The 26804-nt window shown below is 41.4% G+C and carries 28 protein-coding genes, 4 pseudogenes and 2 riboswitches; of the genes and pseudogenes, 28 read left to right on the top strand and 4 right to left on the bottom strand.

Annotation, left to right across the window (positions count from 1 at the left end; genetic code table 11):
• Nucleotide 1: 1 nt before the first annotated feature.
• Both NQ503_RS16780 and NQ503_RS16775 read left to right on the top strand, forming a co-directional pair.
• Nucleotides 2-958, top strand: coding sequence for a substrate-binding domain-containing protein (locus NQ503_RS16780; protein ID WP_005423739.1), 957 nt, complete (start codon nt 2-4; stop codon nt 956-958).
• An 8-nt stretch (nt 959-966) separates the two neighbouring features.
• The gene (locus NQ503_RS16775; RefSeq protein ID WP_005423740.1) at nt 967-2319 is read left to right on the top strand and encodes an MATE family efflux transporter; all 1353 of its coding nucleotides are present in this window, start codon (nt 967-969) and stop codon (nt 2317-2319) included.
• On the opposite strand, the pseudogene NQ503_RS16770 reads toward NQ503_RS16775, so the two are convergent.
• A pseudogene (locus tag NQ503_RS16770) lies at nt 2320-3140 on the bottom strand (transposase); the annotation flags it as partial.
• A 33-nt stretch (nt 3141-3173) separates the two neighbouring features.
• Here NQ503_RS16770 and NQ503_RS16765 point away from each other — a divergent pair.
• A pseudogene (locus tag NQ503_RS16765) lies at nt 3174-3527 on the top strand (radical SAM family protein); the annotation flags it as partial.
• Between the two features lie 168 nt (nt 3528-3695).
• Here NQ503_RS16765 and NQ503_RS16760 read toward each other — a convergent pair.
• Nucleotides 3696-4928: an ATP-binding protein gene (locus tag NQ503_RS16760; RefSeq protein WP_004844964.1), complete on the bottom strand. Its 1233-nt coding sequence runs from the start codon at nt 4926-4928 to the stop codon at nt 3696-3698.
• Nucleotides 4929-5236: 308 nt separating this feature from the next.
• Here NQ503_RS16760 and NQ503_RS16755 point away from each other — a divergent pair, with 308 nt between their 5' ends.
• The 17 genes from NQ503_RS16755 (at nt 5237) to NQ503_RS16675 (ending at nt 19760) form a co-directional block, all read left to right on the top strand.
• Nucleotides 5237-5482: a hypothetical protein gene (locus NQ503_RS16755; protein ID WP_004844965.1), complete on the top strand. Its 246-nt coding sequence runs from the start codon at nt 5237-5239 to the stop codon at nt 5480-5482.
• 25 nt (nt 5483-5507) lie between these two features.
• A complete protein-coding gene (locus NQ503_RS16750) occupies nt 5508-6026 on the top strand; it encodes a ClbS/DfsB family four-helix bundle protein (protein ID WP_044925272.1) in 519 nt (172 codons plus the stop codon).
• 59 nt (nt 6027-6085) lie between these two features.
• The gene (locus NQ503_RS16745) at nt 6086-6271 is read left to right on the top strand and encodes a DUF6440 family protein (protein WP_005342831.1); all 186 of its coding nucleotides are present in this window, start codon (nt 6086-6088) and stop codon (nt 6269-6271) included.
• A gap of 30 nt (nt 6272-6301) precedes the next feature.
• Nucleotides 6302-6679 (top strand): SdpI family protein, encoded by a 378-nt coding sequence (locus tag NQ503_RS16740; RefSeq protein ID WP_003864540.1) that lies wholly within the window; start codon nt 6302-6304, stop codon nt 6677-6679.
• A 128-nt stretch (nt 6680-6807) separates the two neighbouring features.
• Complete coding sequence (gene tnpA / locus NQ503_RS16735) at nt 6808-7239, top strand: IS200/IS605 family transposase (RefSeq protein WP_422677819.1); 432 nt, start codon at nt 6808-6810, stop codon at nt 7237-7239.
• A 97-nt stretch (nt 7240-7336) separates the two neighbouring features.
• Nucleotides 7337-8665, top strand: coding sequence for a transposase (locus NQ503_RS16730; protein WP_259892997.1), 1329 nt, complete (start codon nt 7337-7339; stop codon nt 8663-8665).
• 223 nt (nt 8666-8888) lie between these two features.
• On the top strand, nt 8889-9197 hold the full coding sequence (locus NQ503_RS16725; protein WP_004844969.1) for a helix-turn-helix domain-containing protein: 309 nt from the start codon (nt 8889-8891) through the stop codon (nt 9195-9197).
• A gap of 77 nt (nt 9198-9274) precedes the next feature.
• The gene (locus tag NQ503_RS17930) at nt 9275-9433 is read left to right on the top strand and encodes a sigma factor-like helix-turn-helix DNA-binding protein (protein ID WP_004611461.1); all 159 of its coding nucleotides are present in this window, start codon (nt 9275-9277) and stop codon (nt 9431-9433) included.
• 228 nt (nt 9434-9661) lie between these two features.
• Complete coding sequence (locus NQ503_RS16715) at nt 9662-10285, top strand: TetR/AcrR family transcriptional regulator (protein ID WP_009243655.1); 624 nt, start codon at nt 9662-9664, stop codon at nt 10283-10285.
• A gap of 110 nt (nt 10286-10395) precedes the next feature.
• Nucleotides 10396-12168, top strand: coding sequence for an ABC transporter ATP-binding protein (locus NQ503_RS16710; protein WP_044925864.1), 1773 nt, complete (start codon nt 10396-10398; stop codon nt 12166-12168).
• Nucleotide 12169: 1 nt separating this feature from the next.
• Nucleotides 12170-13903, top strand: coding sequence for an ABC transporter ATP-binding protein (locus NQ503_RS16705; RefSeq protein ID WP_004844974.1), 1734 nt, complete (start codon nt 12170-12172; stop codon nt 13901-13903).
• 19 nt (nt 13904-13922) lie between these two features.
• A complete protein-coding gene (locus tag NQ503_RS16700; RefSeq protein ID WP_005426031.1) occupies nt 13923-14729 on the top strand; it encodes a class I SAM-dependent methyltransferase in 807 nt (268 codons plus the stop codon).
• A 472-nt stretch (nt 14730-15201) separates the two neighbouring features.
• A riboswitch (FMN riboswitch) is annotated at nt 15202-15316 on the top strand.
• Nucleotides 15317-15592: 276 nt separating this feature from the next.
• On the top strand, nt 15593-16720 hold the full coding sequence (gene ribD / locus NQ503_RS16695) for a bifunctional diaminohydroxyphosphoribosylaminopyrimidine deaminase/5-amino-6-(5-phosphoribosylamino)uracil reductase RibD (protein WP_009243651.1): 1128 nt from the start codon (nt 15593-15595) through the stop codon (nt 16718-16720).
• Nucleotides 16702-17355, top strand: coding sequence for a riboflavin synthase (ribE, locus tag NQ503_RS16690; protein WP_004844978.1), 654 nt, complete (start codon nt 16702-16704; stop codon nt 17353-17355). The genes ribD and ribE overlap by 19 nt, the downstream gene beginning before the upstream one ends.
• A gap of 18 nt (nt 17356-17373) precedes the next feature.
• Nucleotides 17374-18591, top strand: a complete 1218-nt coding sequence (locus NQ503_RS16685; protein WP_004844979.1) for a bifunctional 3,4-dihydroxy-2-butanone-4-phosphate synthase/GTP cyclohydrolase II — start codon at nt 17374-17376, stop codon at nt 18589-18591.
• 29 nt (nt 18592-18620) lie between these two features.
• Nucleotides 18621-19094, top strand: a complete 474-nt coding sequence (ribH, locus tag NQ503_RS16680) for a 6,7-dimethyl-8-ribityllumazine synthase (RefSeq protein ID WP_004844980.1) — start codon at nt 18621-18623, stop codon at nt 19092-19094.
• Between the two features lie 15 nt (nt 19095-19109).
• Complete coding sequence (locus tag NQ503_RS16675; RefSeq protein ID WP_004844981.1) at nt 19110-19760, top strand: HAD family hydrolase; 651 nt, start codon at nt 19110-19112, stop codon at nt 19758-19760.
• A gap of 117 nt (nt 19761-19877) precedes the next feature.
• Here NQ503_RS16675 and NQ503_RS17835 read toward each other — a convergent pair.
• A pseudogene (locus tag NQ503_RS17835) lies at nt 19878-20060 on the bottom strand (hypothetical protein); the annotation flags it as partial.
• A gap of 46 nt (nt 20061-20106) precedes the next feature.
• On the opposite strand from NQ503_RS17835, the gene NQ503_RS16670 reads away from it, so the two are divergent.
• Together NQ503_RS16670 and NQ503_RS17830 are read left to right on the top strand one after the other, a co-directional pair.
• The gene (locus NQ503_RS16670; RefSeq protein ID WP_044925865.1) at nt 20107-20313 is read left to right on the top strand and encodes a hypothetical protein; all 207 of its coding nucleotides are present in this window, start codon (nt 20107-20109) and stop codon (nt 20311-20313) included.
• A 168-nt stretch (nt 20314-20481) separates the two neighbouring features.
• Nucleotides 20482-21543, top strand: a pseudogene (locus NQ503_RS17830) (Fic family protein).
• 120 nt (nt 21544-21663) lie between these two features.
• Here the strand turns inward: NQ503_RS17830 and NQ503_RS16660 are convergent.
• On the bottom strand, nt 21664-22545 hold the full coding sequence (locus NQ503_RS16660) for a LysR family transcriptional regulator (protein ID WP_004844985.1): 882 nt from the start codon (nt 22543-22545) through the stop codon (nt 21664-21666).
• A 129-nt stretch (nt 22546-22674) separates the two neighbouring features.
• Between NQ503_RS16660 and NQ503_RS16655 the strand changes: the two genes are divergently transcribed.
• The 6 genes from NQ503_RS16655 to NQ503_RS16630 all read left to right on the top strand — a co-directional run bounded on the left by NQ503_RS16655 (nt 22675) and on the right by NQ503_RS16630 (nt 26617).
• Nucleotides 22675-22914, top strand: coding sequence for a hypothetical protein (locus NQ503_RS16655; RefSeq protein WP_004844986.1), 240 nt, complete (start codon nt 22675-22677; stop codon nt 22912-22914).
• 11 nt (nt 22915-22925) lie between these two features.
• Nucleotides 22926-24695, top strand: a complete 1770-nt coding sequence (locus NQ503_RS16650) for a 1-deoxy-D-xylulose-5-phosphate synthase (protein ID WP_005426036.1) — start codon at nt 22926-22928, stop codon at nt 24693-24695.
• Nucleotides 24696-24726: 31 nt separating this feature from the next.
• Nucleotides 24727-24858 carry an aldo/keto reductase gene (locus NQ503_RS17825; RefSeq protein WP_117640109.1) on the top strand — a complete coding sequence of 44 codons (132 nt, stop codon included), beginning with the start codon at nt 24727-24729 and terminating at the stop codon, nt 24856-24858.
• Between the two features lie 31 nt (nt 24859-24889).
• Complete coding sequence (locus NQ503_RS16640; RefSeq protein ID WP_044925866.1) at nt 24890-25420, top strand: flavodoxin family protein; 531 nt, start codon at nt 24890-24892, stop codon at nt 25418-25420.
• Between the two features lie 155 nt (nt 25421-25575).
• Nucleotides 25576-26010: an Rrf2 family transcriptional regulator gene (locus NQ503_RS16635; protein WP_044925867.1), complete on the top strand. Its 435-nt coding sequence runs from the start codon at nt 25576-25578 to the stop codon at nt 26008-26010.
• A gap of 211 nt (nt 26011-26221) precedes the next feature.
• Entirely contained in the window at nt 26222-26617 is a 396-nt protein-coding gene (locus tag NQ503_RS16630; RefSeq protein WP_005426043.1) for a pyridoxamine 5'-phosphate oxidase family protein, read from the top strand.
• A 20-nt stretch (nt 26618-26637) separates the two neighbouring features.
• Nucleotides 26638-26749: riboswitch (FMN riboswitch) on the top strand.
• The last annotated feature ends 55 nt before the right edge of the window (nt 26750-26804 follow it).

Here is a 26804-nt window from a genome sequence, read left to right as displayed (position 1 = left end):
TATGAAGAAAATATGGAAAATATGGACAGTGATACTGGTTGCGGCAGCAACAGTCTTACTTACGATCAGTACACAGTATAGCAAAAAAGAAGAGATATCTACAGATAGTTATCAGTATCTGATCGGTGTTAGCCTTCCAAATGTAATAGAACCGTGGCTAAATAATTTTGTTGATGTATTTACAGAAAAAGTATCCCAGGATAAAAAAATAAATGTAATTTTTCGAGATGCAGCTGGAAATCCGGAAAAACAGATTCAGGATATTGAGACGTTGATGGAGTACGGGATAGATATTCTGATTGTCTCTCCTGATGGAAGTGACAGCCTTTCTTCTGTTCTTTCGGAGGCTTTTCAGAAGATACCGGTCATTCTGACAGGTGTTGGTGCAGGGACAGAGGATTATACGTGTCTTATCAAGTCAGATGATCAGAAGATTGGCAGGCTTGCAGGAGAATATATTCTGAATAATCTTTATGAAAAGAATAAAAAGATCGTGGTCTTTCAGGGGGTTGAAGAATCCCCGGTATCCAAACAGAGACTAAAGGGTTTTCAGGATTCTGTTCAGGGTACAATACCGGAAGAAGATATCACTTATTACTGTGGCGACTGGCTTCGGGATCGGGCAGAGCTCAGGATGAAAGACTATCTGATCTCGCATGATTCTGCTGATATAGTTTTCGCTTTTAATGATGATATGGCATATGGTGCATATCAGGCCTGTCAGCAGTACAGGATTGAGGGCAAGGTACATCTGATAGGTGTGGATGGGTTTGAAGGAGAAAGTGCAGGGCTGAGTCTGGTAGACAAAGGTGTACTGGATGCAACGATACAGACACCGGACTTTGGTGGACTTTCTTATGAAATTGCAAGAAAACTTCTTGAGGGAAATAAGGTTGAGAAAAATATTATTATCCAGCCGGAATTGATTCTTCAGGGAGGAGCGGAAAGGAAAGAGTAATTGTAGCTATGAAAAAGAGTTTGAGAATGACAGAGGGACGTATCTCTAAAAAGATCATTTTTTTTGCCATTCCATTGTTTCTGGGGAACCTGTTTCAGCAGTTGTACAATACTGCGGATTCCCTGATCGTGGGAAATTTTTTAGGAAGCAATGCACTGGCGGCGGTCAGTTCATCTGGAAATCTGATCTTTTTGATGGTAGGTTTTATTAACGGTATTGCCATGGGTGCGGGTGTAGTTATTGCCAGATATTACGGTGCCAAAAAAAGAGACAGCCTGCAAAAGGCAATCCATACAACCGTTGCATTTGGTCTTGCGGCCGGTGCGGTCTTGACTGTTTTGGGAATGTTTCTGGCGCCAAAGATCTTGGTGCTGATGGGGACTCCTGCGGATGTTCTCCCGGAATCCATTATATATTTTCGTACATACTTTGCAGGTTCTATGGGTGTTGTCATGTACAACATTTTTGTTGGAGTTCTGCAGTCGGTTGGTGATGGACGTCATCCATTGATCTATCTGATCATTTCATCCTGTGTCAATGTTGTTCTGGATATTTTCTTTATCGCAGGTCTTGGCATGGGAGTTGGTTCAGCAGCGCTCGCAACTGCTATTTCCCAGTTTGTCAGTGCGATTCTCTGTATGGTTCATCTGATGCGTGTGGAAGAAGAATATTGCCTGGAACTGTGGGAAATTCGTTTTGACAGCATTATGTTGAAGCAGATTATTCAGAATGGTGTGCCGTCTGGCTTTCAGAATTCAGTCATCGCGATCGCGAATGTTTTTGTACAGTCAAATATTAATGCATTTGGAAAAATGGCGATGGCAGGATGTGGATCTTATTCTAAGATTGAGGGATTCGCCTTTTTGCCGGTTACCTGTTTTACGATGGCACTGACAACATTTGTCAGTCAGAATCTTGGCGCAAAACAGTATGACCGGGCGAAAAAGGGAGCAAGATTTGGGGTTCTCTGTTCGATCATTATTGCAGAATTGATCGGCGTGATCATATATGCTGCCGCACCGGTGCTGATCGCAGCATTTAACAGAGATCCCGATGTTGTACATTATGGCGTGATGCAGTCAAGAACAATTGCATTATTTTATTGTCTGCTGGCGTTTTCTCATTGTATTGCAGCAGTACTCCGTGGTTCCGGCCACGCATCTGTTCCGATGATCGTTATGCTCTGTGACTGGTGCCTGTTCCGTGTAAGCTATATCACCGTTGCAGTTCGCATCATCCCGGATATCCGTGTGATCTTTTGGGCATACCCATTGACCTGGAGTATCAGCTCCGTGATTTTTCTGTTTATGTTCCTGCGAGGAAAATGGGTATATGGGTTTGAGAAAACATCACAGATGTAATTAAAAATTCAATCTTTTTAAATAGGTCTCCTGGAACTGCCTGGAGGTGGCAAGCTCAACAAACTTGGCCTGCTTTGCAAGTTCTTCGCTTTTTGCGAGAGCGGTCTGGCTGTAAGCGGCCAGTTTTTTCAAATTCATGCATGCAAAGGTAAGCCCGGCTTTCATTTCCATCCGTGCTTTTCCTATATACTGCGTATATCGAAATCCATGCTGTTCTTTAGCTGTACCGAAGATCCGTTCTATGGTTTCTTTTCTTAACTGGTAGATCTGTCTGTTTCCGATTGTGTGCCGAATGTCTTCTGCCACTTCCATGTATTCTTCCCATACATGACGTGTGATTAGTTTTACATGATCTTTGCTTTCTGTGCATTTTGAAAGATATTGACATTCAGCACAATGCTCACCGCAGCTTTTATACTCTTTATATCCATTTCTGTTTGTTGTACTGTATGTCAATATATGTGCTCCCGGACATATATAACAATCATAGTATTCATCATATGCGAAGGCGTGTTTTCCGAAAAAGCCTTCTTTGGTCTTGGGACGGGTATACGGAAAAGTGGTTGAATTCCATCTTCCAACAGCCGATGGGCGATTGCCGGAGTTTTATATCCTGCATCTGCAACTACCATCTGCGGATTCAGTTTAGATATTTTATCGTATAATGCTTTAAAAGTATGACTGTCATGCTCAGGAAGTTCTTCAGATATAGAATCCTTATCATTTCCGGTTCCACCGGATGCAGGTGGCTGGTTATCATCTTTCTTCTTTAATGGCTTTTTTCCATGTGCCAGACGATCTTTTTCAATCTCTTTATTTAATTCTTATTCATACCAGAGAGCCTGTTTCGTATCCCCGGTATCACGGATTTTGAAGCAATCTTTGAGCGGGTAAATGATCAGTGCGATCTGTTCTGGCTCGAAAATCTCAATCTTCGAGGCGGTTTCAAAAAGACAATTATGGATTATATCGCTGGAAAATATCCTGATCTTGTACCACTTTACGACGAGATCTATAACAAGCATAACCGCAGCTACTTTGAAACACTTGAAGTAAAAGCTGAGGAAATGGCTAAGAAGTATGATTGTGCCTTTGTGGATAATGAAATGCCTTATGGCAGAGTCCCACAGGGGCATCCGGTGATCGTAGATTATTTCTATCATGAGGAAATCCGTGGGACAGAGAATACCGGAAAAAGAAATCGCTAACTTCAAGTTTGTAGAATTAAAAATGAAATAAAGTTCCAGTAATCATAGAGTGTATGGATTCAATTCCATATGCTCTTTTTCTTTACTGAAAAATCTAATGTTACGAGTTTCTTACGAGTGGTATTAAAAAAACTCGCAAGAAGACTCGTAAGAGATATTTCGCACTTCTTATTCTTGTAGTAACCAATCGGCTATATCGTGAATTTCGATTCCTTCATAGCTATATAAGGGATGTTTGGTTCTGGCAATAATCATTTTCGGATAAGCATCTCGAATCTGAAGCAGAGGAGAGTATTCTCTCTCAAATGTTTCCTGCCCGGAAATGTTGTCGCTGACCTGAATATAAATCTTCTCGCTGCCTCTCTGAGCGACAAAGTCGATCTCCTTTTGATAGAGCTTGCCGACATAGACATCGTATCCACGGCGAAGAAGCTCGATGCAAACAATGTTTTCATATACTCTGCCATAATCCATATTTCTGCTTCCCAGTATTGCATATCGAATACCGCTGTCACACAAATAGAACTTTTCAGAGCTTTCAAGGTATTTCTTACCTCGGATGTCGTATCTCTTAATATCATAAAATACAAAAGCATTGCACAAATACTTAATGTACTTTCCAACGGTTACATGATTGGTTGGAGTCTCATTTGCTGTCAGTAGCTGACTAACCTTATTCGGAGAAGTCAGGTTGCTGATATTATCCATCAAGAACTCGCTCAGACGCTGCAAAACCAAAGTGTCCGGCAGAGCATATTTCTGTACCAAGTCCCTTGTAACAATGGTTTCGTAGACTTCTTTTATATAGTTTGTTCTGTCTTTTTCGGTTCGATAGGCATAGGAACCTGCTAAACCGCCTTTGATAGCGTACTCATCAAAGAGCTTATCTTTGTCGCTAATATCATCATAAAATTGGCAATATTCCTGGAAACTGAAAGGAAACACATGAATTTCAATATAGCGTCCGGTAAACAGAGTTGCCAGATCCGCACTCAACAGGAAAGCATTAGAGCCTGTTACATAGATGTCGTATTTTCCCTTAGAGTACAGGCTGTTGATTGCCAGCTCAAACTTGGGACACATTTGAACCTCGTCTACAAACAGGTAGTTCGTTTTGCCTTCTTGATAATGTTCTTCCACATAGGCGTGTAAGGCATGGTATTCCTTGATTTCTTCATACGCTAAATCCATGAAGTCAATGAAGATAATATTGATGTTTTCAAAGTTGCTTTTCAGATACGCAATATACGCCTGCATCAGTTTGGACTTACCAGATCGACGAATACCTGTGATGATCTTGATGTCAGGAGTGCCATTCAGTTCAATGATTCTATCGAGATATTTTGCTCTCGTGATTGTTTTCATATAGTCCCCCACTTTCAAAAATTGAAGTTTTTTCATTTTCCGAAACCGCTTCGTTGTACTTAGTATACTGTCTGCTAAAAGTATATGCAAGATGTCGCTTTCAAAAACACAAATTTTTTTATTTTTTGAAAGCGGAAACTATGTACAGGCAACCCGATTCTTTACTGAATTTCAAGTAAAATGCAGAAATTTTCGAAAGATTGCTTTTGACCACTGTAAAACATGCTCTGAGCGTTTCGTTATATGAAGGGATAATTTTTCTTTCATATTTCAAAGAAAAGAGGATAAAGAAATGTCAGAGAAAAGACGTAGAGGAATCTGTTGATAAGATAATCGCCAATCGTATGAGCAAAGCATATTCTGAATGGAAATCAAATCAAGATACACAGTCATTTAATGAAAATATCGAGAAGGAATACCAGAAGCTTTTGGAAACACTGTCTCCGGAACAAGAGAAAGTGCTTACGAAGTATTGTGATGAAATATTTGCCAGCGGAGCAGAAACAGAAGAGTTTTTCTATCGCCTGGGTATAAAGGATGGACTGAGATTAAAAAGTACGGTAAAATCTGTATTAGAAATGATGTCGTGAAATTGGTATTTGAGGAGATAGACTAGTGAGAACATACGAGAACAAAGATGAACTTAAGAACGAGATAAATAAAAGTTTTGCAAAGTACATTTCAGAATTTGATATTATTCCGGAATCATTAAAAGATAAGAGAGTTGAGGAAGTTGACAGAACTCCAGCAGAAAATCTTGCTTACCAGGTTGGCTGGACAACTCTTGTTCTTAAATGGGAATCAGACGAAAGAAATGGTCTTCATGTCAAGACTCCTTCGGATGATTTTAAGTGGAATCAGCTTGGCGAATTATATCAATGGTTTACAGATACATATGCTTATCTGTCGTTGCAGGAGTTGAAAGATATGCTGAAAGAGAATATTAATTCGATTTATGAAATGATTGACTCATTAAGCGACGAAGAGTTATTCGAGCCCCATATGAGAAAGTGGGCCGATGAAGCAACCAAAACAGCGGTCTGGGAAGTATACAAGTTTATACATATTAACATGATTGCTCCGTTCGGAACATTTAGAACTAAAATTAGAAAATGGAAAAAGATAGCACTATAACTTTCAGTTTGTATAACAGGAAAATTTAAATTTAACGCTTGAAAAAAGGAGAAATAAACATGGCAAAGAAAGAAGAAAGATTTGAAGTTACATTTAGAGACGGAAGTCAGCTTAAGGATGAAGGAGTTCGCCAAATCCTTGTAGATAAGGAGACTGGGGTTAACTATCTTTGTTGGAAATCTGGATATGGAGCGGCTATTACACCTCTTCTGGATTCAGAAGGAAAAGTCATAGTTACAAAGTAAAATCGAAAGTTGTAGTAAAGGAGGTTTACAATGGGGTTTTGGATTTTTATGTTGATTATGGATTTGCTTCTTCCATTTACGATGATTGGTTTTGGAAGATATTTTATGAAAAAGGCTCCAAAGGAAATAAATTCAGTATTTGGATATCGGACTTCGATGTCTATGAAGAACAAAGACACATGGGAATTTGCTCATAAATATTGTGGTAAAGTTTGGTATGTCTGTGGAATGGTTATGTTGCCGATAACAGTAATATTCATGCTTTTAGTAATCGGAAAAAATGAAGATTGTGTTGGGAGTATAGGAGGAATTATCTGTGGTGTTCAACTTATTCCTTTAATTGGATCTATTCTCCCAACAGAAATAGCATTAAAAAAGAATTTTGATAAGAATGGAACAAGACGATAAATTCAAGTTTGTTGAAAACCTGTGCGTCGCATTCTCGTTACTTCAGTGATGAGTTAGACGCACTATTTTTTTGAAAATAAGCAGAACAAATGTTTGCAAATTCTATTTGCATATGGTATAATAAAAACATGGATAAAAATATGTTTAATATCAATAACAATGAACTTTCATATGGTAGAGGATATGTGTATTCCCTGCAGTATCATCTGGTATGGTGTACAAAATATCGGAAAAAGGTTTTAAAAGATGGTATTGATGCAGAATGCAAGAGAATGCTCTATAATCTTGCAGAAGAATATAAATTTCAGATCCTGGCAATGGAGGTTATGCCGGATCATATCCATCTGCTTGTAGACTGCAGACCACAGTTTTATATCTCGGATATGATCAAGATCATGAAGGGGAACATTGCCAGGCAGATGTTTCTTGCGCATCCGGAACTGAAGAAGGAACTTTGGGGAGGGCATCTGTGGAATCCATCTTATTGTGCAGTAACGGTGAGTGACAGGAGCAGGGAACAGGTATGCTCTTATATCGAAGGGCAAAAAGAAAAACAGTAATCAAAGCCTCCGTTTTTTATATTTGTAGATGGATAATTCCTTACTGGCTGTAAGGGATATTAACCATAATTATATTGTAATAGAAAGAGGAAAAAAGATGAGGACAGTATCCAGTTATGGCGTAGAACTGCGAAAACAGAATATCCCGATCGGCCAGACACTGGATATTTATCGTTCTGCGGTCAGCTGTCTGATTGAGATCTATGCCCAGGTATGGGATGAACTGGCAGTGATCACGGAACCTAAAAAACGTTTCAATACTGCAGAACATCTGGTGCATACTACAAAAAAGAATCAGGCAAGGTTTGATTTTGACCTGCGATTTCCAAAGATGCCTTCTTATCTCAGAAGGGCAGCTATCCAGCATGCCCTGGGAAGCGTATCTTCATATAAGACGAGGCTGGAACTGTGGAAAAAAATGGATAAGAAAGGCGGCACGCCGAAGCTGGTGTGTGGTAATCATGCCATGCCGGTATTTTACCGTGATGTGATGTACCGTGAAGATACTGAGGAAAAAGATGGAGCGTACCTGAAACTTTATGATGGCCATGACTGGAAATGGTTCCGGGTCAGTCTCAGCCATACAGATATGGAATATCTGAGGAAATACTGGGCAGGAAAAAGAGCAGCAGCTCCCGTGCTGGAAAAAAGGCATCGTAAATACTTCCTGCGTTTTTCTTATACAGAAGAGGTTCCGCTTACAAAGACACCTGTAAAAGGACAGATCATCTGCAGTGTGGATTTAGGGATCAATACGGATGCAGTCTGTACCATTATGCGGTCAGATGGAACTGTCCTGGGAAGAAAATTTATTGATTTTCCCAGTGAAAAAGACCGGATGTACCGTGTGCTGGGACGGATACGCAGGTTCCAGCGGGAACATGGTTCTGTACAGGTGAAAAGCAGATGGGCTTATGCGAAGCGTCTTAACACAGAACTTGGAAGAAAGATCGCAGGAGCAGTTACAGGATATGCGGAAGAAAACCACGCGGATGTGATCGTGTTTGAGTATCTGGAGACAAAAGGAAAGATATCTGGGAGAAAGAAACAGAAGCTGCATCTGTGGAGGAAAAGGGATATCCAGAAAAGATGTGAACATCAGGCGCATCGCAGAGGGATGCGGATATCCAGGATCTGTGCGTGGAATACCAGCAGGCTTGCCTGTGATGGATCGGGAACAGTTGTCCGTGATCCAGACAATCACAGTTTATGTACATTCCAGAATGGAAAAAGATATAACTGTGATCTTTCGGCGTCCTATAATATTGGAGCAAGATATTTTATACGGGAACTCTTAAAACCCCTTCCGGCAACGGAAAGGTCTTTGCTGGAGGCAAAAGTCCCTTCAGTAAAGCGTAGGATCTCATGTGTATATGCGGACTTAAGAGAACTATTTTCAGAAATGGAACTCTTAAGAGCAGCATAAACACAGGCAGATATACAGCGGATTACCTGCAGTGTGGGAACCTGCCATATCTGGCATGGAAAAAGCGCATGACTGCGCATATCCTAAGCTACAGGCGTATCTGCCGATATTTAGCCTTGTCGCTTAAAGCGACCGAGGAGCATGTGACTTTAGTCATGTGAGATCCACTTAAAAATCAGAAGAAAGTCCTTACAAACGGCGTCCAACACAAAAGAGGACCTGGATGACAGTGCCGGAAATGGGAAAGCTGCTGGGATTAAAAAAGACAGATCGATACTGGCTGGTGCATAAAAATGTTTTTGAATCAAAAGAGATTGCCGGAAAGATACGAATCAATATTGCCAGCTTTGAAAAATGGTACGCCAATCAGATTAAATATCATAAAGTTACCGGAGAAGAATCAGGGAAAGAATTAAAATCCTGGTCCTATTCCGTTAAGGAAGTCGCAGATCTGCTGGGGGTTGATGATTATCTTGTTTATGAATTACTCAAGAAAAATCAAATAGAACAGGTACATATCTGGATACCGTAGCAGCATCCACAGATCAGGCAGAACTGAAAACAGTACAGGACTTTCTGGATCGTATTGAGAATCAGGAATTGTATCATGTGCTGATCACCGTGGACAGGCTTACCCTTCAGATCGTTCTGATGAAGATCCAGGGGTATAGCACTCATGAAATAGCCAGGTATCTGAAGATTACCGAAAAGGCGGTTTACAGGCATATGGACAGGCTGAAAGAAAAAGTGAAGAAGATCTTCGAGTAGTTCATGATAATCACAAAGCAGGGTGTGAGAACAAACTCCACCCTGCTTATCATTTATTAGAAAAAATGAAACTTTTGTCAAAACCAGTATTTGAAAATTTTATCAGTAATAAAGTGCAGAATGCTGTTTGGATTGCTATTTTTATGCAACTATTTCTTGTTGCTCTTGACAAAATAATTTTTAGAGATTAAACTTATAACAGTGTTATATATCACTGTTATATAGGAGGTGTGCAAAATAAACGGAAATGGAACGACTTTAGAAAATATCCACCGGGCAGCGAAAGCAGAATTTTTAGAAAAAGGATATAAAGACGCTTCCCTGCGGAATATTGTGAAATCCGTGGGAATGACTACCGGAGCCTTTTACGGATATTATAAAAGTAAAGAAGAACTTTTTGAAGCCATCGTTGGTGAGCATTACGAATATATTCTCAAACGTTTTATAAAGGCACAGCAGGAGTTTGCCGAACTACCAGCTGCCCAGCAGCCGGAAGTCATGAGTGACATTTCGGGGCTTTGTATGTACGATATGCTCCATTATGCGTACGAACATTTAGAGGAATGTAAACTGATCCTCTGCTGTTCGGAAGGAACAAAATTTGCCAGGCTAATTGATGAAATGGTGGAGATTGAAGTGGAAGGGACTCATGCCTATCAGGAGGTTTTAAGGAAGCTTGGAAGGCCCTCTCCGCATATCGATCCTTCGCTGGAGCATATTCTGATCACCGGAATGTTTCATACCTTTTTTGAATTGATCATCCACGAAATGCCGCTCAAAGATGCCGAAAACTACGTCAGAGAAATGCGCGCCTTTTATACAGCGGGATGGATGAAAATTATGGGGCAGTAATGCCTTATAATTTTTGCTTGGTAGTTAGCTAAAACTAATCTAAATTCGGATATTGTAAGAACATAGACGTGTTCTCTTTATCATAAACACAAAGAAAAGGAGGAATTTTTTTGAAAAAGCAATCCAATTTATCACGCCTGCTGGAAATTGCAGGCAGCCATAAGTACCTGACCTATGCTTCCTGGGTGCTTTCTGCGATCAGTGCCCTGATTGCTCTGGTACCATTCTATTACATCTGGAAAATGATCAAGGAAGTATTGGAGGTGGCACCGAATTTTGACCAGGCACAGAACCTGACCGGTAATGGCTGGATGGCAGTATTGTTTGCGGTTATAGCGGTGCTTGTCTACATAGCAGGGCTGATGTGTTCCCATTTGGGAGCATTTCGTATTGCCACAAACCTGCGTATCCAGACCATGGAGCATATTGTTAAGTTGCCTCTTGGGTTTGCCGAGAGTTTTGGCAGCGGAAAACTGCGCAAGATTGTCAACGAATCCAGCGCAGCCACCGAAACCTATCTCGCCCATCAGCTTCCCGACAGAGCCAATGCCATTGCAACCCCCTGCGGTCTTTTGGTGCTGTTGTTCGTGTTTGACTGGAGACTGGGACTATTGAGTCTTGTTCCGGTTGTGCTGGGGTTTCTGATCATGATGGCAATGACCGGAAAGCAGATGCAGGAAAAGATGAAAGAATACCAGAATGCGCTGGATGATATGTCCAATGAAGCGGTAGAGTATGTCCGTGGGATTCCGGTGGTAAAAACCTTTGGCCAGACGATCTTTTCCTTTAAGAAGTTTAAAGACTCCATTGACCGGTATAAAGTATGGGTGATTGCTTATACCAGGCAGCTTCGGACACCGATGATGTTCTATACAGCTGCGATCAACGGCGTTTTTGCCACACTGATTGCCGGAGGACTGTTGCTTACGCAAGACGGTGTGACTTCCGGTTTCTTACTGGATCTTATTTTCTATATCATCATTACACCGGTTATTTCTGTCACACTGACACGCATTATGTTCCAAAGTGAAAACGCCATGATCGTAGACGACGCTTTACAGAGAATTGACAGCGTTTTGCATTTGAAGCCTCTGGAGGAAACGAAACATTCAAAGCATCCTCAAAACGCTTCCGTGGAGCTGAAATCGGTTCATTTCAGCTATGATGGAGAAAAAGAAGTATTAAAAGATATTTCACTGACCATTCCTGCAGGACAGACGGTAGCTTTTGTAGGTCCATCCGGCGGTGGAAAAACAACCCTTGCCAACCTGATTTCCCGATTCTTTGATCCCCAGAGCGGAATGGTAAAAATCGGTGGTGTTAATGTGAAAGACATCCCGAAAGAGGAACTCATGAACACGGTGTCTTTCGTATTTCAGAACAGCCGTCTGATCAAGGCATCCATTCTGGAAAATGTGCGTATGGGAAAACCGGAAGCTGCCCGTGAGGAAGTTCTGACTGCCCTTCATCACGCGCAATGCGATGATATTCTGGAAAAACTCCCACAGGGTGTGGATACGGTCATCGGTACAAAGGGTGTCTATCTTTCCGGCGGCGAGCAGCAACGAATTGCCATTGCCCGTGTGATGCTGAAAAATGCTCCGATTATCATTCTGGATGAAGCCACTGCCTTTGCTGACCCGGATAACGAAAGCCGCGTACAGGCTGCTTTCTCAAGACTTTCCGAGGGTAAGACCGTGATTATGATTGCCCACAGGCTTTCTACCGTAACAAATGTGGATCAGATTTTTGTCATTTGCGACGGACGGGTTGCCGAGTGCGGAAACAGTCGCGAATTGCTTGCAAAAGACGGTATATTCAGCCGTATGTGGAAAAATTACCAGACTTCCGTGCAATGGAAGGTAACAAAGGAGGTGCAGTGATATGATCAAAAAACTGCAGAAAAAATATGCCCTGTCTGAACAGGGAGCAAAAGACCTGATCAAAGGCTGCCTGGCCTGTGTCCTTCAGAATCTGTCTTTTATGTTTCCGGTGGGACTTTTATATTACCTGGTCAGCGATCTGATGAACGGGGGTGTTCCCGGTGGGAAAATTCCATTTTATGTGGCAGGCTGCGTGGTGTGTATCGGCTTGATTCTGCTGACCACTTTCTTTCAATACAATGCGACCTATTTTGCCACTTACAAAGAAAGCGGTATCCGCCGCATTACCCTGGCAGAGCATCTGCGCAAAATCCCCCTTTCCTTTTTCGGGAAAAAGGATTTAGCCGATCTTACCAGTACCATTATGGCGGATTGCACCTTCCTGGAGCAGAGTTTTTCGCATTTTATCCCTGAGCTTGCGGGTTCGATCATTTCTACAGTTCTGATTTCCATTGGTCTGCTCTTTACGGACTGGAGAATGGCACTGGCTGCCTTATGGGTTCTGCCGGTTGCCTTTGCGATTGTGGGATTTTCCGCAAAGATTCAGGAAAATCTGAATCAGAAAGCCATGGATGTAAAGATGGCCTGCGCAGACGGGATACAGGAGTGCATTGAAACGGTTCGTGACCTGAAAGCGAACAATGCGGAACAGGCATATTTAAAAGGTCTGGAAAAGAAGATCCGTGCCGTGGAGCATCGTTCCATCCTCAATGAATTCGGCCTTGCTGTTTTTGTGGTTTCCGCATCGCTGGTGCTGAAGCTTGGTATTGCAACGGTTGCGCTGGTGGGAGCTGTTTTGCTCATGCAAGGAAGCCTCTCCGTGCTTACATTCTTTATGTTCCTTCTGGTAGTATCCCGTTTATATGACCCTCTGCAGGGCGCACTCCAGAATCTTGCGGCAGTCATCAGTACACGAACCAACATTGCCCGTATGAATGAAATTCTCGATCATCCGATCCAGCAGGGCAGCGACAGGCTTTCCAATCAGGGGTATGATATTGTCTTTGACCATGTTGGGTTTGCCTACAATACCGGAGAAACCGTATTGAAAGATGTTTCCTTTACGGCAAAACAGGGAGAGGTTACGGCTTTGGTCGGCCCATCTGGCGGCGGAAAAACAACCGTATCCCGGCTGGCAGCAAGGTTCTGGGATATTAACAGAGGAAAGATTACCGTGGGAGGCATGGATGTATCCCGAATTGACCCGGAAACACTGCTTTCTCTGTATTCCATCGTATTCCAGGATGTTACACTGTTTGACAATACGATTCTGGAAAATATCCGAATCGGAAACAAAGACGCCACAGATGAACAAGTCATTGCTGCTGCGAAACTTGCCAATGTGGATGAATTTGCGGAAAAACTGCCGGATGGATGGCATACCAATATCGGGGAAAATGGCTGTGAACTTTCCGGCGGAGAGCGCCAGCGTATCTCTATTGCCCGTGCATTTCTGAAAAATGCGCCGATCATTCTTTTAGATGAAGCTACTGCTTCCCTGGATGTGGAGAATGAAACTCTGATACAGACAGCCCTTTCCCGTCTGATCGCAGATAAAACGGTTCTGGTCATCGCCCACAGGATGCGTACCGTAGCAGGAGCAGATAAAATTGTTGTCCTTTCTGATGGCACCGTGGCAGAAGAAGGATCACCAAAGGATCTGGAAGAAAAGAATGGTGTATATGCCCATATGGTAAAACTGCAGACAGAAAGCCAGAATTGGAAACTTGCATAAAGAAAAAGGAGGGCTGGTTATGCAAACATTAGGCGTTGTGGAGGATACCCTGTTTGTCCCTATGCTGGGCAGAATCTATGCCAGTGAGCATTACCCGCAAATTTTATATGATAAAAAAGCATTGGAATTGAAAAAGAAGCTACCTTCAGACTTGATTAAACAGAATATGCAGAGCCAGTATACCCTTTTGGCCTCTGCTTCCCGGTCTGCTAATATGGATCGGATTATTCGGACTTTTCTGGAACGCAGACCGGACGGTGTGATTGTCCAGTTGGGCTGTGGTCTGGAGACAACCTATCACCGATGTGATAACGGAAAGACACACTGGTATGCCATGGATCTGCCTCATGTAATCGAATACCGGCGGGGACTTCTTCCCGAACCAGAGAGGGAATTATATATTTCCGGGGATGCCTTTGCAAAGGATTGGATCAAAAAAGTTCGCAATGATGTACTTGATGCTCCTATTCTCGTTACTGCAGGCGGGTTATTTCATTATTTTGAGGAACATAAGGTCATTGCCCTTCTGCGTATGATTGGGCAATTTGGAAATATGGAAGTTGTTTTTGATACGGTGAACAAAAGAGGAATGACCATGATGAAGAAAAAATATATGAAACAGGTCGGCCATGCCGATGCACAAATGTTCTTTTATGTGGATTCAGCGGAAGAACTGGCAGCAAAGATCGGGGGTAATGTGAAGGTGATTGCGGAGGAACCATACTATCGTTACATCCCTAAAAATGGCTTAAAGTTGTCCACAAAGGTCAGTATGGCGGTTTCTGATCAATTCAAGATGGTAAAGATGATACATCTAAAACTATAGTGGATATACAATATCAGAGAGATAGAACTTTATCATTTTTTCGGACGCACTGATGAAACACCATCAAAAGCCGCCTTCTATCACCAGCGTGCAAAATTAAAAGATAATGCACTATGGGAACTTTTGCAAATCTTTAACCAGAAGCTTCAACCAACTCTATACAGAAACCGTTATCGTTTGGTTGCTTGTGACGGTTCTGTTGCTGATGAAGTTGATCCGGAACTTCTGGCAAAAGTATTGGCTAATCCAGAGATGTGGGCATTGCTCAATTCACTGGCGAAAACGATGAAGTAATGAAAAATAGTGAAAAAATAGTGTGATTTTAGTGAAAAAACAATTCATAAAACGATATAATATATGGATAAAATGAGGATATTTATTGTGTATATGGATATTCTATCTCCATCAGTAAACTAAGTAAAATAAAAATTCTGCTTTACAAATAACAGATAAAGTATTAAAATAAACAAAAAGATATCTTCAGGGCAGGGTGAGATTCCCTACCGGCGGTAAAGCCCGCGAGCCGAGAGGCATGATCCGGTGAGATTCCGGGGCCGACAGTACAGTCTGGATGGAAGAAGATGATAGTACAGTTGATTTTTTGTATGAATGAATGTAGTATCAGAGCTCTGAGATGGTGATCCATTTCAGAGCTTTTTATATAGGAAAATCAGACATTCATTTATCAATCATATGTAACAGATCAATTCCACCCTGCAGATATTTCTGCAGGCTTTTTTTGTATCTGGTACATCGTTTTCGAAATAACTATACCATTCACTTGTCTGTGAATCCGATTGCACATGTTTAAAAGCCTCGGCGTAGCCCAGGCAAAGAACAGGAATAAGAAAGAAGGAATAGAAATGACGGATCAGGAATATATGCTTCGGGCTATTCAACTGGCCAAAAAAGGAGAAGGCTGGACGAATCCCAATCCTATGGTAGGGGCAGTGATCGTAAAAGACGGAAAGATCATCGGGGAAGGCTATCATAAAAAGTATGGAGAACTTCACGCGGAACGTAATGCAATTGCTTCTCTTACAGAATCAGCAGAAGGTGCGGTGATTTATGTCACGTTGGAGCCTTGCTGTCATCATGGTAAAACACCTCCATGTACGGAAGCGATCATTGAACAGAAGATCAGAAAAGTGGTGATCGGTTCCAGAGATCCGAATCCGAAAGTGGCAGGAAAAGGTGTACAGATGTTAAGGGAAGCCGGTGTAACAGTAGTTGAAGATTTTATGAGAGAAGAATGTGATCAGCTGAACCCGGTGTTTTTCCATTATATTACTACGAAGACTCCTTATGTGGTAATGAAGTATGCCATGACACTGGATGGGAAGATCGCAACGAAAACAGGAGCATCAAAATGGATCACCGGAGAATCTGCACGAAAAGAAGTACAGCATATGCGGCATCAGTACATGGGAATCATGGCTGGTATTGGAACTGTGCTTGCAGATGATCCGATGTTAAACGTCCGGGTAGAAGGCTGGAAAAGTCCTGTCAGGATTGTGTGTGACAGTAAGCTCAGGATCCCGCCGGGCAGTCAGATTGTAAAAAGTGCGGAAAAGTACCGGACGATCGTGGCTTATGCAGAACAGAAAAATGCAAAAGAGAAAATAAAAATATTACATACCATGGGAGTTGAAACCATTTACTGTCCCGACGAAAAGAATCAGATAGACCTTAAGAAGCTGATGGCAGATCTTGGAAACAGAGGCATTGACAGCATCCTCCTGGAGGGAGGAGGTACGTTAAATGACAGTGCACTGCGAGCTGGAATTGTAAAGGAAGTACAGGCTTTTGTGGCACCAAAGCTGTTTGGCGGTGTGGCTGGGAAGACACCGGTAGAGGGTATTGGAGTTGAACTGCCGTCTGAAGCAGTGGAACTGAAATATACAGATATCTGCCAGATCGGTGAGGATATCCGGATAAAATGTCAGGTGTGTGATAAAAAACAGGAGGAATCATGTTTACAGGAATCGTAGAAGAGAAAGGAAAAGTCCGTTATATACAGCTGACAGGGGAATCAGGGATCCTGGCAGTGAAAGCCCGGAAAGTCCTGGAAGGGACAAGGATCGGTGACAGTATCGCTGTGAATGGTGTGTGTCTGACAGTTACGTCGATTCAGCCGGACGGATTTACTGCCGATGTGATGGCAGAGACGATCAGAAGAAGCAGTCTTGGCAGCTGCAAGGCCGGAAGCCAGGTAAACCTGGAACGTGCAATGGCTGCAGACGGCAGGTTCGGGGGACACATAGTAAGCGGCCATATTGATGGGACTGGCGTGATACGTTCCATGCTCCGGGAAGAAAATGCCATCTGGGTATCAATTGAGACATCGCCACAGATTTTGCATCTGATCGTGGAAAAAGGATCCGTCTGTATTGATGGGATCAGTCTGACAGTTGCAAGGGTTGATGAAGCTGGTTTTCAGGTGTCGGTCATTCCACATACAGGAGAAGAAACCACTCTTTTGGAAAAGGTGCCGGGGGATCTGGTTAATCTGGAAAATGATGTGATCGGAAAATACGTAGAAAAACTGCTTGGCATCAGAAAAAACGAAGAAGAGAAAAAAGAATCCGGAATTACGATGGAGTTTCTTGAAGAATTCGGGTTTTAGAACAGGAGGATATACACTATGTCACAAAATTATCAGTACAACACAATTGAAGAAGCACTTAGGGATCTTAAGGAAGGAAAAATAGTTCTGGTCACAGATGATCCGGACAGAGAAAATGAGGGAGATCTGATATGTGCGGCAGAGTTTGCGACCAGAGAAAATATTAATTTCATGGCGACCTATGCAAAGGGTCTTATCTGTACACCGATGAGTGCAGAAATTGCGGTGAGATTGAACTTTCCGCCGATGGTTGCGGAGAATACGGACAATCACAGTACAGCATTTACCGTGGCAGTAGATCACGCAGATACAACCACAGGTATCTCTGCGGAAGAGCGCTCCTATACTATCATGAAGTGTGTGGATGATCAGTCAAAACCGGAGGATTTCAGAAGACCGGGACATGTGTTTCCGCTTATTTCCAGAAAAGGCGGGGTTTTGGTACGAAATGGCCATACAGAGGCAACAACAGATCTTATGAGACTTGCCGGACTGAAAGAATGCGGCGTGTGCTGTGAAGTTATGAAAGAAGATGGAACTATGATGCGTACATCACAGCTATGGGAAATGGCAAAAGAGCATAACCTTACATTTATTACGATCCGTGATCTGCAGGATTATATAAGAATACATGAAAAGCATGTAAAGGAGGAAGCCGTTGCAAACCTCCCAACGCAGTACGGTGATTTTAAAATGTATGGTTATATCAATGATATTACAGGAGAGCATCATCTGGCACTGGTAAAAGGTGATCTGGGAGATGGTGAGGATGTGCTTTGCCGGGTACATTCGGAGTGTCTGACAGGGGATGCATTCGGATCGCTCAGATGTGACTGTGGCCTGCAGCTGCAGACAGCGATGCGCCAGGTAGAAGCAGAAGGCCGAGGAATCATTCTGTATATGAGACAAGAAGGCCGAGGAATCGGACTGATCAATAAGATCAAAGCATATGCGCTTCAGGAGCAGGGATACGATACTGTGGAGGCTAATGTGAAGTTAGGGTTTGCACCGGATCTCAGAGAGTACTGGGTCGGGGCACAGATACTGTCAGACCTTGGTGTGAAATCATTAAGATTACTGACAAATAATCCGGATAAAGTCTATGGACTTGGCGAATTCGGACTGAAGATCAATGAGAGAGTACCTCTGGAGATTCCGGCACAAAAGTATGACCGGAAGTATATGAAGACGAAGCAGGAAAAGATGGGTCATATTTTTAAAGAAATAAATTTATAAAAAACAGCAAATATCAGGAGGAAGAAAAAATGAGACAGATCAATTTAGTAGAAGGAAAAGTAGTAGCACCGGAGGGAATGAAGGTTGGTATCGTGGCAGCGAGATTCAATGAAATTATTGTGAATAAATTATTGGGAGGGGCAGTCGACGGACTGGTAAGACATGGAGTAGAAGAAGAGAACATTACTGCAGCATGGGTACCGGGAGCATTTGAGATTCCGATTACAGCACAGAAGATGGCACAGTCAGGAAAATATGATGCAATTATCTGCGTTGGAGCTGTCATCCGTGGAGATACTTCACATTATGATCTGGTGTGTAATGAATCTGCCAAGGGAATCGCACAGGTTGAACTTGCAACAGGAATCCCGGTTTTATTCGGAGTGATCACGACTGAAAATATCGAGCAGGCTATTGCGCGTGCAGGAAGCAAAGCGGGAAATAAAGGCTATGATTGTGCATTATCTGCGATTGAGATGGTCAATCTGATGAAGCAGCTCTAAAAGACAGGAAAATAAATGATGACAAAAACGATCATATTCGATTATGATGGAACGATCCATCATACCCTTGGAATCTATGAACCGGCATTTCGTGAAACCTATCAGTGGCTGACAGAACAGAAGGTTACCGAAGAACGGGAGATAGGCTCGGTGGAAATTGCCGGCTGGCTGGGACTTAACAGTAAGGAGATGTGGAATACATTTTTGCCGGAACTGGATCAGAGCTATAAAGAGCAGGCAAGCAGGATGGTAGGAGATCTGATGGTAAGACAGATCAGGAAACATAAGGCAGTGTGGTATCCGGGAGCAGAGGAGATGCTAACAGCTTTGAAGAACCGGGGATATCACCTTGTGATCTTAAGTAACTGTAAAGCTTCATATCGTGAGGCACACTGGAAGGAATTTGGGATGGAACGATGGTTTGATCGTTTTTATGACTGTGAATCATACAGATTCCGTCCAAAGACAGAAATTGTGCAGGAAATCATCCGGGAATATAGTGGCCCTTATCTGGTAGTCGGAGACAGGAGACAGGATCTGGAATGTGCCAGGTCCTGCAAAAGCCCTTTTATAGGATGCCTGTATGGATATGGTGAGAAAGGGGAACTGAATGGGGCTGATTATTATGCAGAACATATAGAGGATATACTGCAGATGGTGATATGATTTTTGCAATATAAAAATCTGAAGGAAAAAAGTTAAAAATAAGTACTTCTGTAAAATAAAAGGATATAGAAAATTTGCAACAATTTGTTGCAAATTCTGAGGCGGGGATGATTTTAGGATAGTCATAGTGATAGAGGTAATCCACTTTCCTAACCCCATCTGTACAGTAAAGTTCTCAAGTCCAGTTGTACAAAGCGCTACTGCACGAGGAACCAGATGGAATGCATCTCCACTTCCTAAAAGAACTGCCATAATTCCAAACATGGTAAACTGTCGGTTTCCTTTGCCTTTGCGGATTATTTATAGATTTTACTGTGGAAGATTTTGCATAAAGTGTTTTCCGTGCTTGTGTGTACCATTATCTGATATCAAAGCAGTACAGGGTGATTCCGGCCATGCACAGGTCAATATGATTACGGATGCGTACTCTCATATTCCGGATGATGACCAAAGGAAAAATGCAGAGCTTTTTAAAGAAGCATTTTATGAGAAAAAGAATCTGAATCCAGAGAGGCGGGCGTTGCTCAATTTGTTGGCGAAAACGATGAAGTAATGAAAAATAGTGAAAAAATAGTGTAATTTTAGTGAAAAAAACAATTCGTAAAACGATATAATATATGGATGAAATGAGGATATTTATTGTGTATACGGATATTCTATCTCCATCAAATCTATCGAGATCTCCATCATTTGATGATAGAATGATGGAGATAAATCTGAAATGAAGGAGATTCCTATGAGAGACTTTGATTTTATTGTAAGTCCTGCAAAGTTGTTAACACCTGAAATTGTTCAGATGGTTAGCAGCATCCATGAACATAAAGGCAAACAGGAATTATTTCTCGAAGCCAATGTAGATGAATTGAAAACACTCTTAGAAGTTGCATTGATTCAGAGTACGGGAGCATCCAACCGAATCGAAGGTATATTTACAAGCGATAAGCGTTTGGAAGAATTGGTAAGTCAAAAAGCAGAACCCCGCAACCGATCTGAGCAGGAAATTGCTGGTTATCGTGAAGTACTTTCCACAATTTACGAAGGTTATGAATATATCAACCCAAGACCGAACATTATTTTGCAGTTACATTGAGATCTGTACTCCTATTCACAGGGGGCTGCTGGTGGAAGTTATAAGAATTCCGATAATGTAATTGCAGAAACAGATGCCGAGGGTCATCAGAAGGCACGTTTTATTCCAGTTCCCGCATTTCAGACTGATGAAGCAATGGAAGAACTTTGCGCTCGCTTCCTTGAAGCATGGGAAGCTGACCGCATTGATAAACTGGTTTTGATTCCCATGTTCATTCTGGACTTTCTGTGTATCCATCCTTTCAATGACGGAAATGGTAGGATGAGCCGTTTGCTCACTTTATTGCTTTTTTATAAGGCGGGATACATCGTTGGAAAATATATCAGTATGGAAATGTTGATTGAAAAGACAAAGGAAACATATTATGAAGCCCTTCAAGCAAGTTCTACTGGCTGGCATGAGGGAGAAAACAGCTATGAGCCTTTTGTTAAATATTATCTGGGTATCATGTTGAAAGCATACAATGAATTCGAAAGCCGTGTAGAGCATTTGAAGCATCGGAGTCTTTCTAAGCCTGATAGAATTAAAGCGGTTATTGATAACAAGGTTGGCAAAATTACAAAGAAAGAAATCATGGAGCTTTGTCCTGATATAAGCAAAATTACCGTGGAAAGGACTTTGACGAATCTGGTTAAGAGTGGGTATATCGCAAAAGTTGGTGCAGGTCCATCTACTGGTTATGTCCGTGTTTAAAAATATGAAAGCAGCTTATAAATTTAAAGTGTCCTTGACAAAGGGTACACTTTACAGGTGAAATCTAAATCGAAGTTTGTCTTGCTGTGTTCAAATCACAAAAAGGTCATCGTTTCACGATTATGGTAAAACGATGATCTTTTTTATTTCTTCCAATAACAGATTAGCAACAGGAGTGAATATTTGATATTTTTTCCATATAACATACATTTTTGTGTGGAGAGGTGGTGTGATCGGACGGAAGCATAAATCACTTTCTGCATTTGTTTCTACTAACTTTTCAAAGGTAAGCTCAACCCCCAGCCCTTCACGGACAAAAACGGCACCGTTATTGCAGAGATTAAATGTCGCTAATATATTAAGTCGGTCAAGGTTATCGGAACACCAACGGGGTAAATCCATTTTAGCAGACTGTTCCGAACAAAAAATAGGAATATCCAATAAATCATCAAAGGCAATAGCCTCTTTTGCGGCTAATGGATTGTCCTTTCTCATCAGAACACCCCATGTATCGTATTCAGGCACTTCAAGATAATTGTATTTTGATAAATCGGGCGGTTCTACTATAAATGCCATATCCAGAAGTCCACGGTCTAATCGTTCTGTTACCTGTTCGGTATCACCGCTGGTAACATGATAATGGATATTGGGATAAATGCTGCTTAACTTTTTTACAGCACGGGCAAGATATTTTACAAGATAGGATTCTGCACAGCCAATATAAATATCACCTCCTGTGATATCATCCATTGCCTGAAATTCGTTTGTGATTTTGTCAGCCATGGCCAGTAAATCTTCTGCTCTTTTTCGCAGAAGCATACCCTCATCAGTAAGACTGACGCTTGTGCTGCCACGCTTAAATAGTTTTTTGCCAAGCTCTTGTTCCAGATCTTTCATCTGTTTAGACAGCGTTGGCTGTGTAACATGAAGTCTTTCAGCAGCCCTTGACATATTTCCTTCACGTGCAATTTCAAGAAAATAACGAAGTACACGAATTTCCATAGTACACCTCCAACCTTTTTTATTATCCTATACTCAAATGATATTCCTGTCAAGAATATCGTGATATGAATTATAAGTATTAGATATATCGTTTGAAGCATGTATAATTTAAGCAGGAGGTGCAGACAGATGGCAGAAGCAAATGACAAATATGGAATAATTTATCAGAATCTTGTGGACGCAGGCTGTAATCAGAAAACAATCCAGTGTTGCATGAAACTGGCACAAGAAAACAATGTAGAAGCGCTGTTATCACAGTTATGTATGTATAGAAAACATTTAATGGAACAGACACATATTTATCAGGATAACATAGATTGCCTGGATTATTTGATCTACTCGTTAAAGAAATCTAATGAAAATAGATAAGGAGAATGTAAATGACAGATTATAAAATTATTCAAACAATTAACGGACCGGAAGATGTAAAAAAATTGTCTATGGAGCAGCTGGAGGAACTTGCTTCGGAAATCAGAGAGGCATTGTTTAACCGGCTGACTAAAATCGGCGGTCACTTTGGTCCAAATTTCGGTATGGTGGAGGCAGAGATTGCCATGCATTATGTTTTCTCTTCGCCTAAGGATAAGTTTATATTTGATGTATCTCATCAGAGCTATCCTCATAAGATTTTGACCGGAAGAAAGAATGGATATATTTCCGATGAGCACTTTTCAGAGGATTCCGGTTATACAAATCCGGAAGAAAGTGAACATGACTTCTTCAATGTAGGTCACACTTCGACCTCAGTTTCTTTAGCTACGGGTCTGGCTAAGGCGAGAGATATAAAAGGAGATAAAGAAAATATTATTGCAATTATTGGTGATGGCTCCCTCTCAGGCGGTGAAGCACTAGAGGGATTGAATGTAGCTGGATCAGAGATTAACTCCAATTTAATTATTATAGTAAATGATAATGAGCAGTCGATTGCCGAAGTACATGGCGGAATGTATAAAAATCTTGCCGAATTAAGAGAGACAGGCGGAACTGCTTCCAATAATCTCTTCAAAGCGTTTGGATTAGATTATATATATGAGGAAAACGGCAATGACATAGCATCACTGATTTCCTTATTCCGCAAGGTGAAAGATACGGATCATCCAATCGTAGTCCATATCCATACACAAAAAGGAAAGGGATATGAGATTGCTGAAAAAGACAAAGAGGGATGGCATTGGTGTATGCCATTTGACCGTGAAACAGGCAAACCAACAATCTCTTTTGGCGATGGAGAAGATTATACATCTATCACTGCTGAGTATATTATGCGAAAAGCAAAAAGTGATTCTGAGCTTCTTGTGATTACTCCTGCTATGCCGGGCAGTGCAGGCTTAAATCAGGAACAGCGAAAGGAGCTTGGATTGCAGTATGTGGATGTAGGGATTGCGGAAGAACAGGCGGTTGCCATGGCATCTGGTGCTGCAAAAAACGGTGCGAAGCCGCTTGTGGTTACAAACACAACCTTTATTCAAAGAGCGTATGACCAGATTTCCCATGATGTATGTATTAACAATAGTTCTGTCACGATTCTCTTAAACTACAATTCTTTTGATAGTTTGACAGATGTTACGCATCTTGGAATTTTTGGACTGGCGGCATACACGAATGTTCCGAATCTGGTAGTGCTTGCACCTACCTCAAAAGATGAATACCTTTCTATGCTTGATTGGTCAGTTGATCAAAGGGAACATCCTGTTATGATTCTCATCCCCGGAAATCAGGTAACCTATCGTGAAGCAGATAAGGATTTTGACAGACTGAATCATTTTAAAGTGGAAGAAGCTGGTGAAAAGGTTGCAATTCTGGCACTTGGTGATTTTTATCAGCGTGGTGAACAGCTCAGTGCAAAAATAAAAGCAGAACTTGGCTTTACGCCGACACTGATCAATCCTCGTTTTGCTTCTGGTATTGACAAAGAATTACTGGAAAGTCTTTCCGAAAGACATCAGATGGTCATTACCATGGAAGACGGTATTTTAAGCGGCGGTTTTGGCGAGAAAATAGCTTCCTTCTATGGTAGTTCTGATATGAAAGTGAAAAATTACGGACTTGAGAAGAAATTTTATGACCGATATGACCCAAATGAATTACTGAAAGAGGTTGGTATGACACCGGCTCAGATTATTGCGGATATTTGCAATCAGTTAAAATAAGAATTGGGAGGCTGGAAGTAGTGACACCAGAATTGTAATTCCGGGTTCAAGCAATCCTGATCACATCATGGAGAACACGCAGTTGTATGATTTTGAATTAACTGACGAAGAGATGGAGCAGATTGAGGCTTTGGAAAAAAATGAGAAGCATGACTGGTACTAAGATTGAAGAATAAAAAGATAAGGTGATGGAAATGAAGATATTAGTATTAAATGGAAGTCCACATTCACAGGGAAGTACAAAAGATATGGTTAATGCATTTAAGAAAGGAGCTGAGAGTGCAGGACATATCGTTGATGTGGTGGATGTATGCAAAAAGAAGATAGGTGGGTGTTTGACATGTGAATACTGTCATAGCAAAGGACACGGTGAGTGTATTCAGAAGGATGATATGCAGGAAGTATATAATCTTTTGAAAGAAGCAGAAATGCTTGTTATTGCATCGCCCATTTATTATCACGGCATATCCGGTCAGCTAAAATGTGTAATCGACAGATTTTATTCTGCGGCATATCCGAGAGGACCGAAGAATTTGAAAAAAGTTGCCATGATACTTAGCTCCGGAGATGCTAATATGTATGAGGGTGCTCTTTTCTCGTTCAAAGGAGACTTTCTGGATTATCTTGGACTTGAAAACATGGGTGTGTTTACAGCACATGGGTCTGAAAACAAGAGCGAGAAAAAGAGAGAAGAACTAAGGGCGTTCGGGGCATCGCTGCGTTAGGTAAATTCCATTTGGCGAGATGTCGATAGACCATAAAATTGTTTTTTTCTAAAGCAGACTATTGATTGTATTTATATTAAGTTTTCAACAACAATGTAACCATTGAAATTACATCTGTTTTTTGATATGATTACTGTCAAAGAGAGGTGTTTATAATGCAGATTTCAAGCAGATTTACAATGGCAATCCATATGTTTGCCTGTATAGATATATTTTCGGATCAGAAGATGACTAGTGATTTTATGGCAGCAAGCATTGGAACTAATCCGGTGATTGTTCGTAAAATATTGCAACAATTAAAGGCTGCTGGTCTTATTGAAGTTGCAAGAGGGACAGGCGGTGTGACAATTACCAGACCATTGGAGCAGATTACATTCCTTGATGTGTATAAAGCAGTGGAATGTGCACCAGATGAAGAACTGTTTCATTTTCATGAGAATCCCAATCAGAAATGTCCGGTAGGAAAGAATATTCACCATGTTCTTGATAAGAGACTGTTAGAAGTACAGAAGGCAATGGAGGAAAAACTTTCAGAAATGACACTTGCTGATGTGAAAAAAGATATTGCAGTGTATACAGAGGAAGAGTAGCCTACAGAAGGCTTCGGATGAGTGATTATATCATCACAATTTCCGGAGCCTTTTCGTTTTTCATAATCAATGTAAAATCTTCAAAAGGAGTTGTAACAAAAAAAGTTACAAAAAGTTTGATGTAACTATTGACATTACATTAAACGGATGATATTGTATAGCTACAAGATGTAATAATCATTGTTACAACATATCGAGGAGGTAATTTAAAATGCAGAAAGTAGTAGAATTTTTACAGAAAAATTCAGTTCAGTACTTAGCAACAGTCGGAAGAGATGGAAAGGCAAAATGCCGTCCATTCATGTTCTGTTTTGAGCAGGACGGAAAGCTTTGGTTCTGTACTAACAACACAAAGGATGTTTACAAGGATATGTTAGCAAATCCTGAAGTAGAAGTATCAGTATCTTCCCCTGAATACGCATGGATTCGCCTTCATGGCAAAGCAGTATTTGAGGACAACAAGAGTGTAAAGGAAGGATGCATGAACAATCCTATCGTTAAGGGACAGTACCAGACAGCAGATAATCCTATTTTTGAGGTATTCTATCTTGAAAATCCGCATGGTTTAATCGCAGATTTCTCTGGAAATCCACCTTATGAATTTTAAAGATAATTAACAGAAAAAATTACAGTCTTCGGGACAAGGTGTAATTCCTGACCGGCAGTATAGTCTGCGAGCAAAAGCTGATATGGTGCAATTCCATAACCGACGGTAAAGTCCGGATGAGAGAAGATATGATAAAACAAGTCCCGCAGGGAATCCCGTCCTGCGGGCTGTTTTAAATTCAGGCATA

Origin of the sequence: Blautia obeum ATCC 29174, assembly GCF_025147765.1 — a bacterium.
Taxonomy (GTDB): Bacteria; Bacillota; Clostridia; order Lachnospirales; family Lachnospiraceae; genus Blautia_A; species Blautia_A obeum.
The sequence above is the reverse complement of the archived record's forward strand: the minus strand, read 5'-3'. Positions and strand labels throughout refer to the sequence as shown.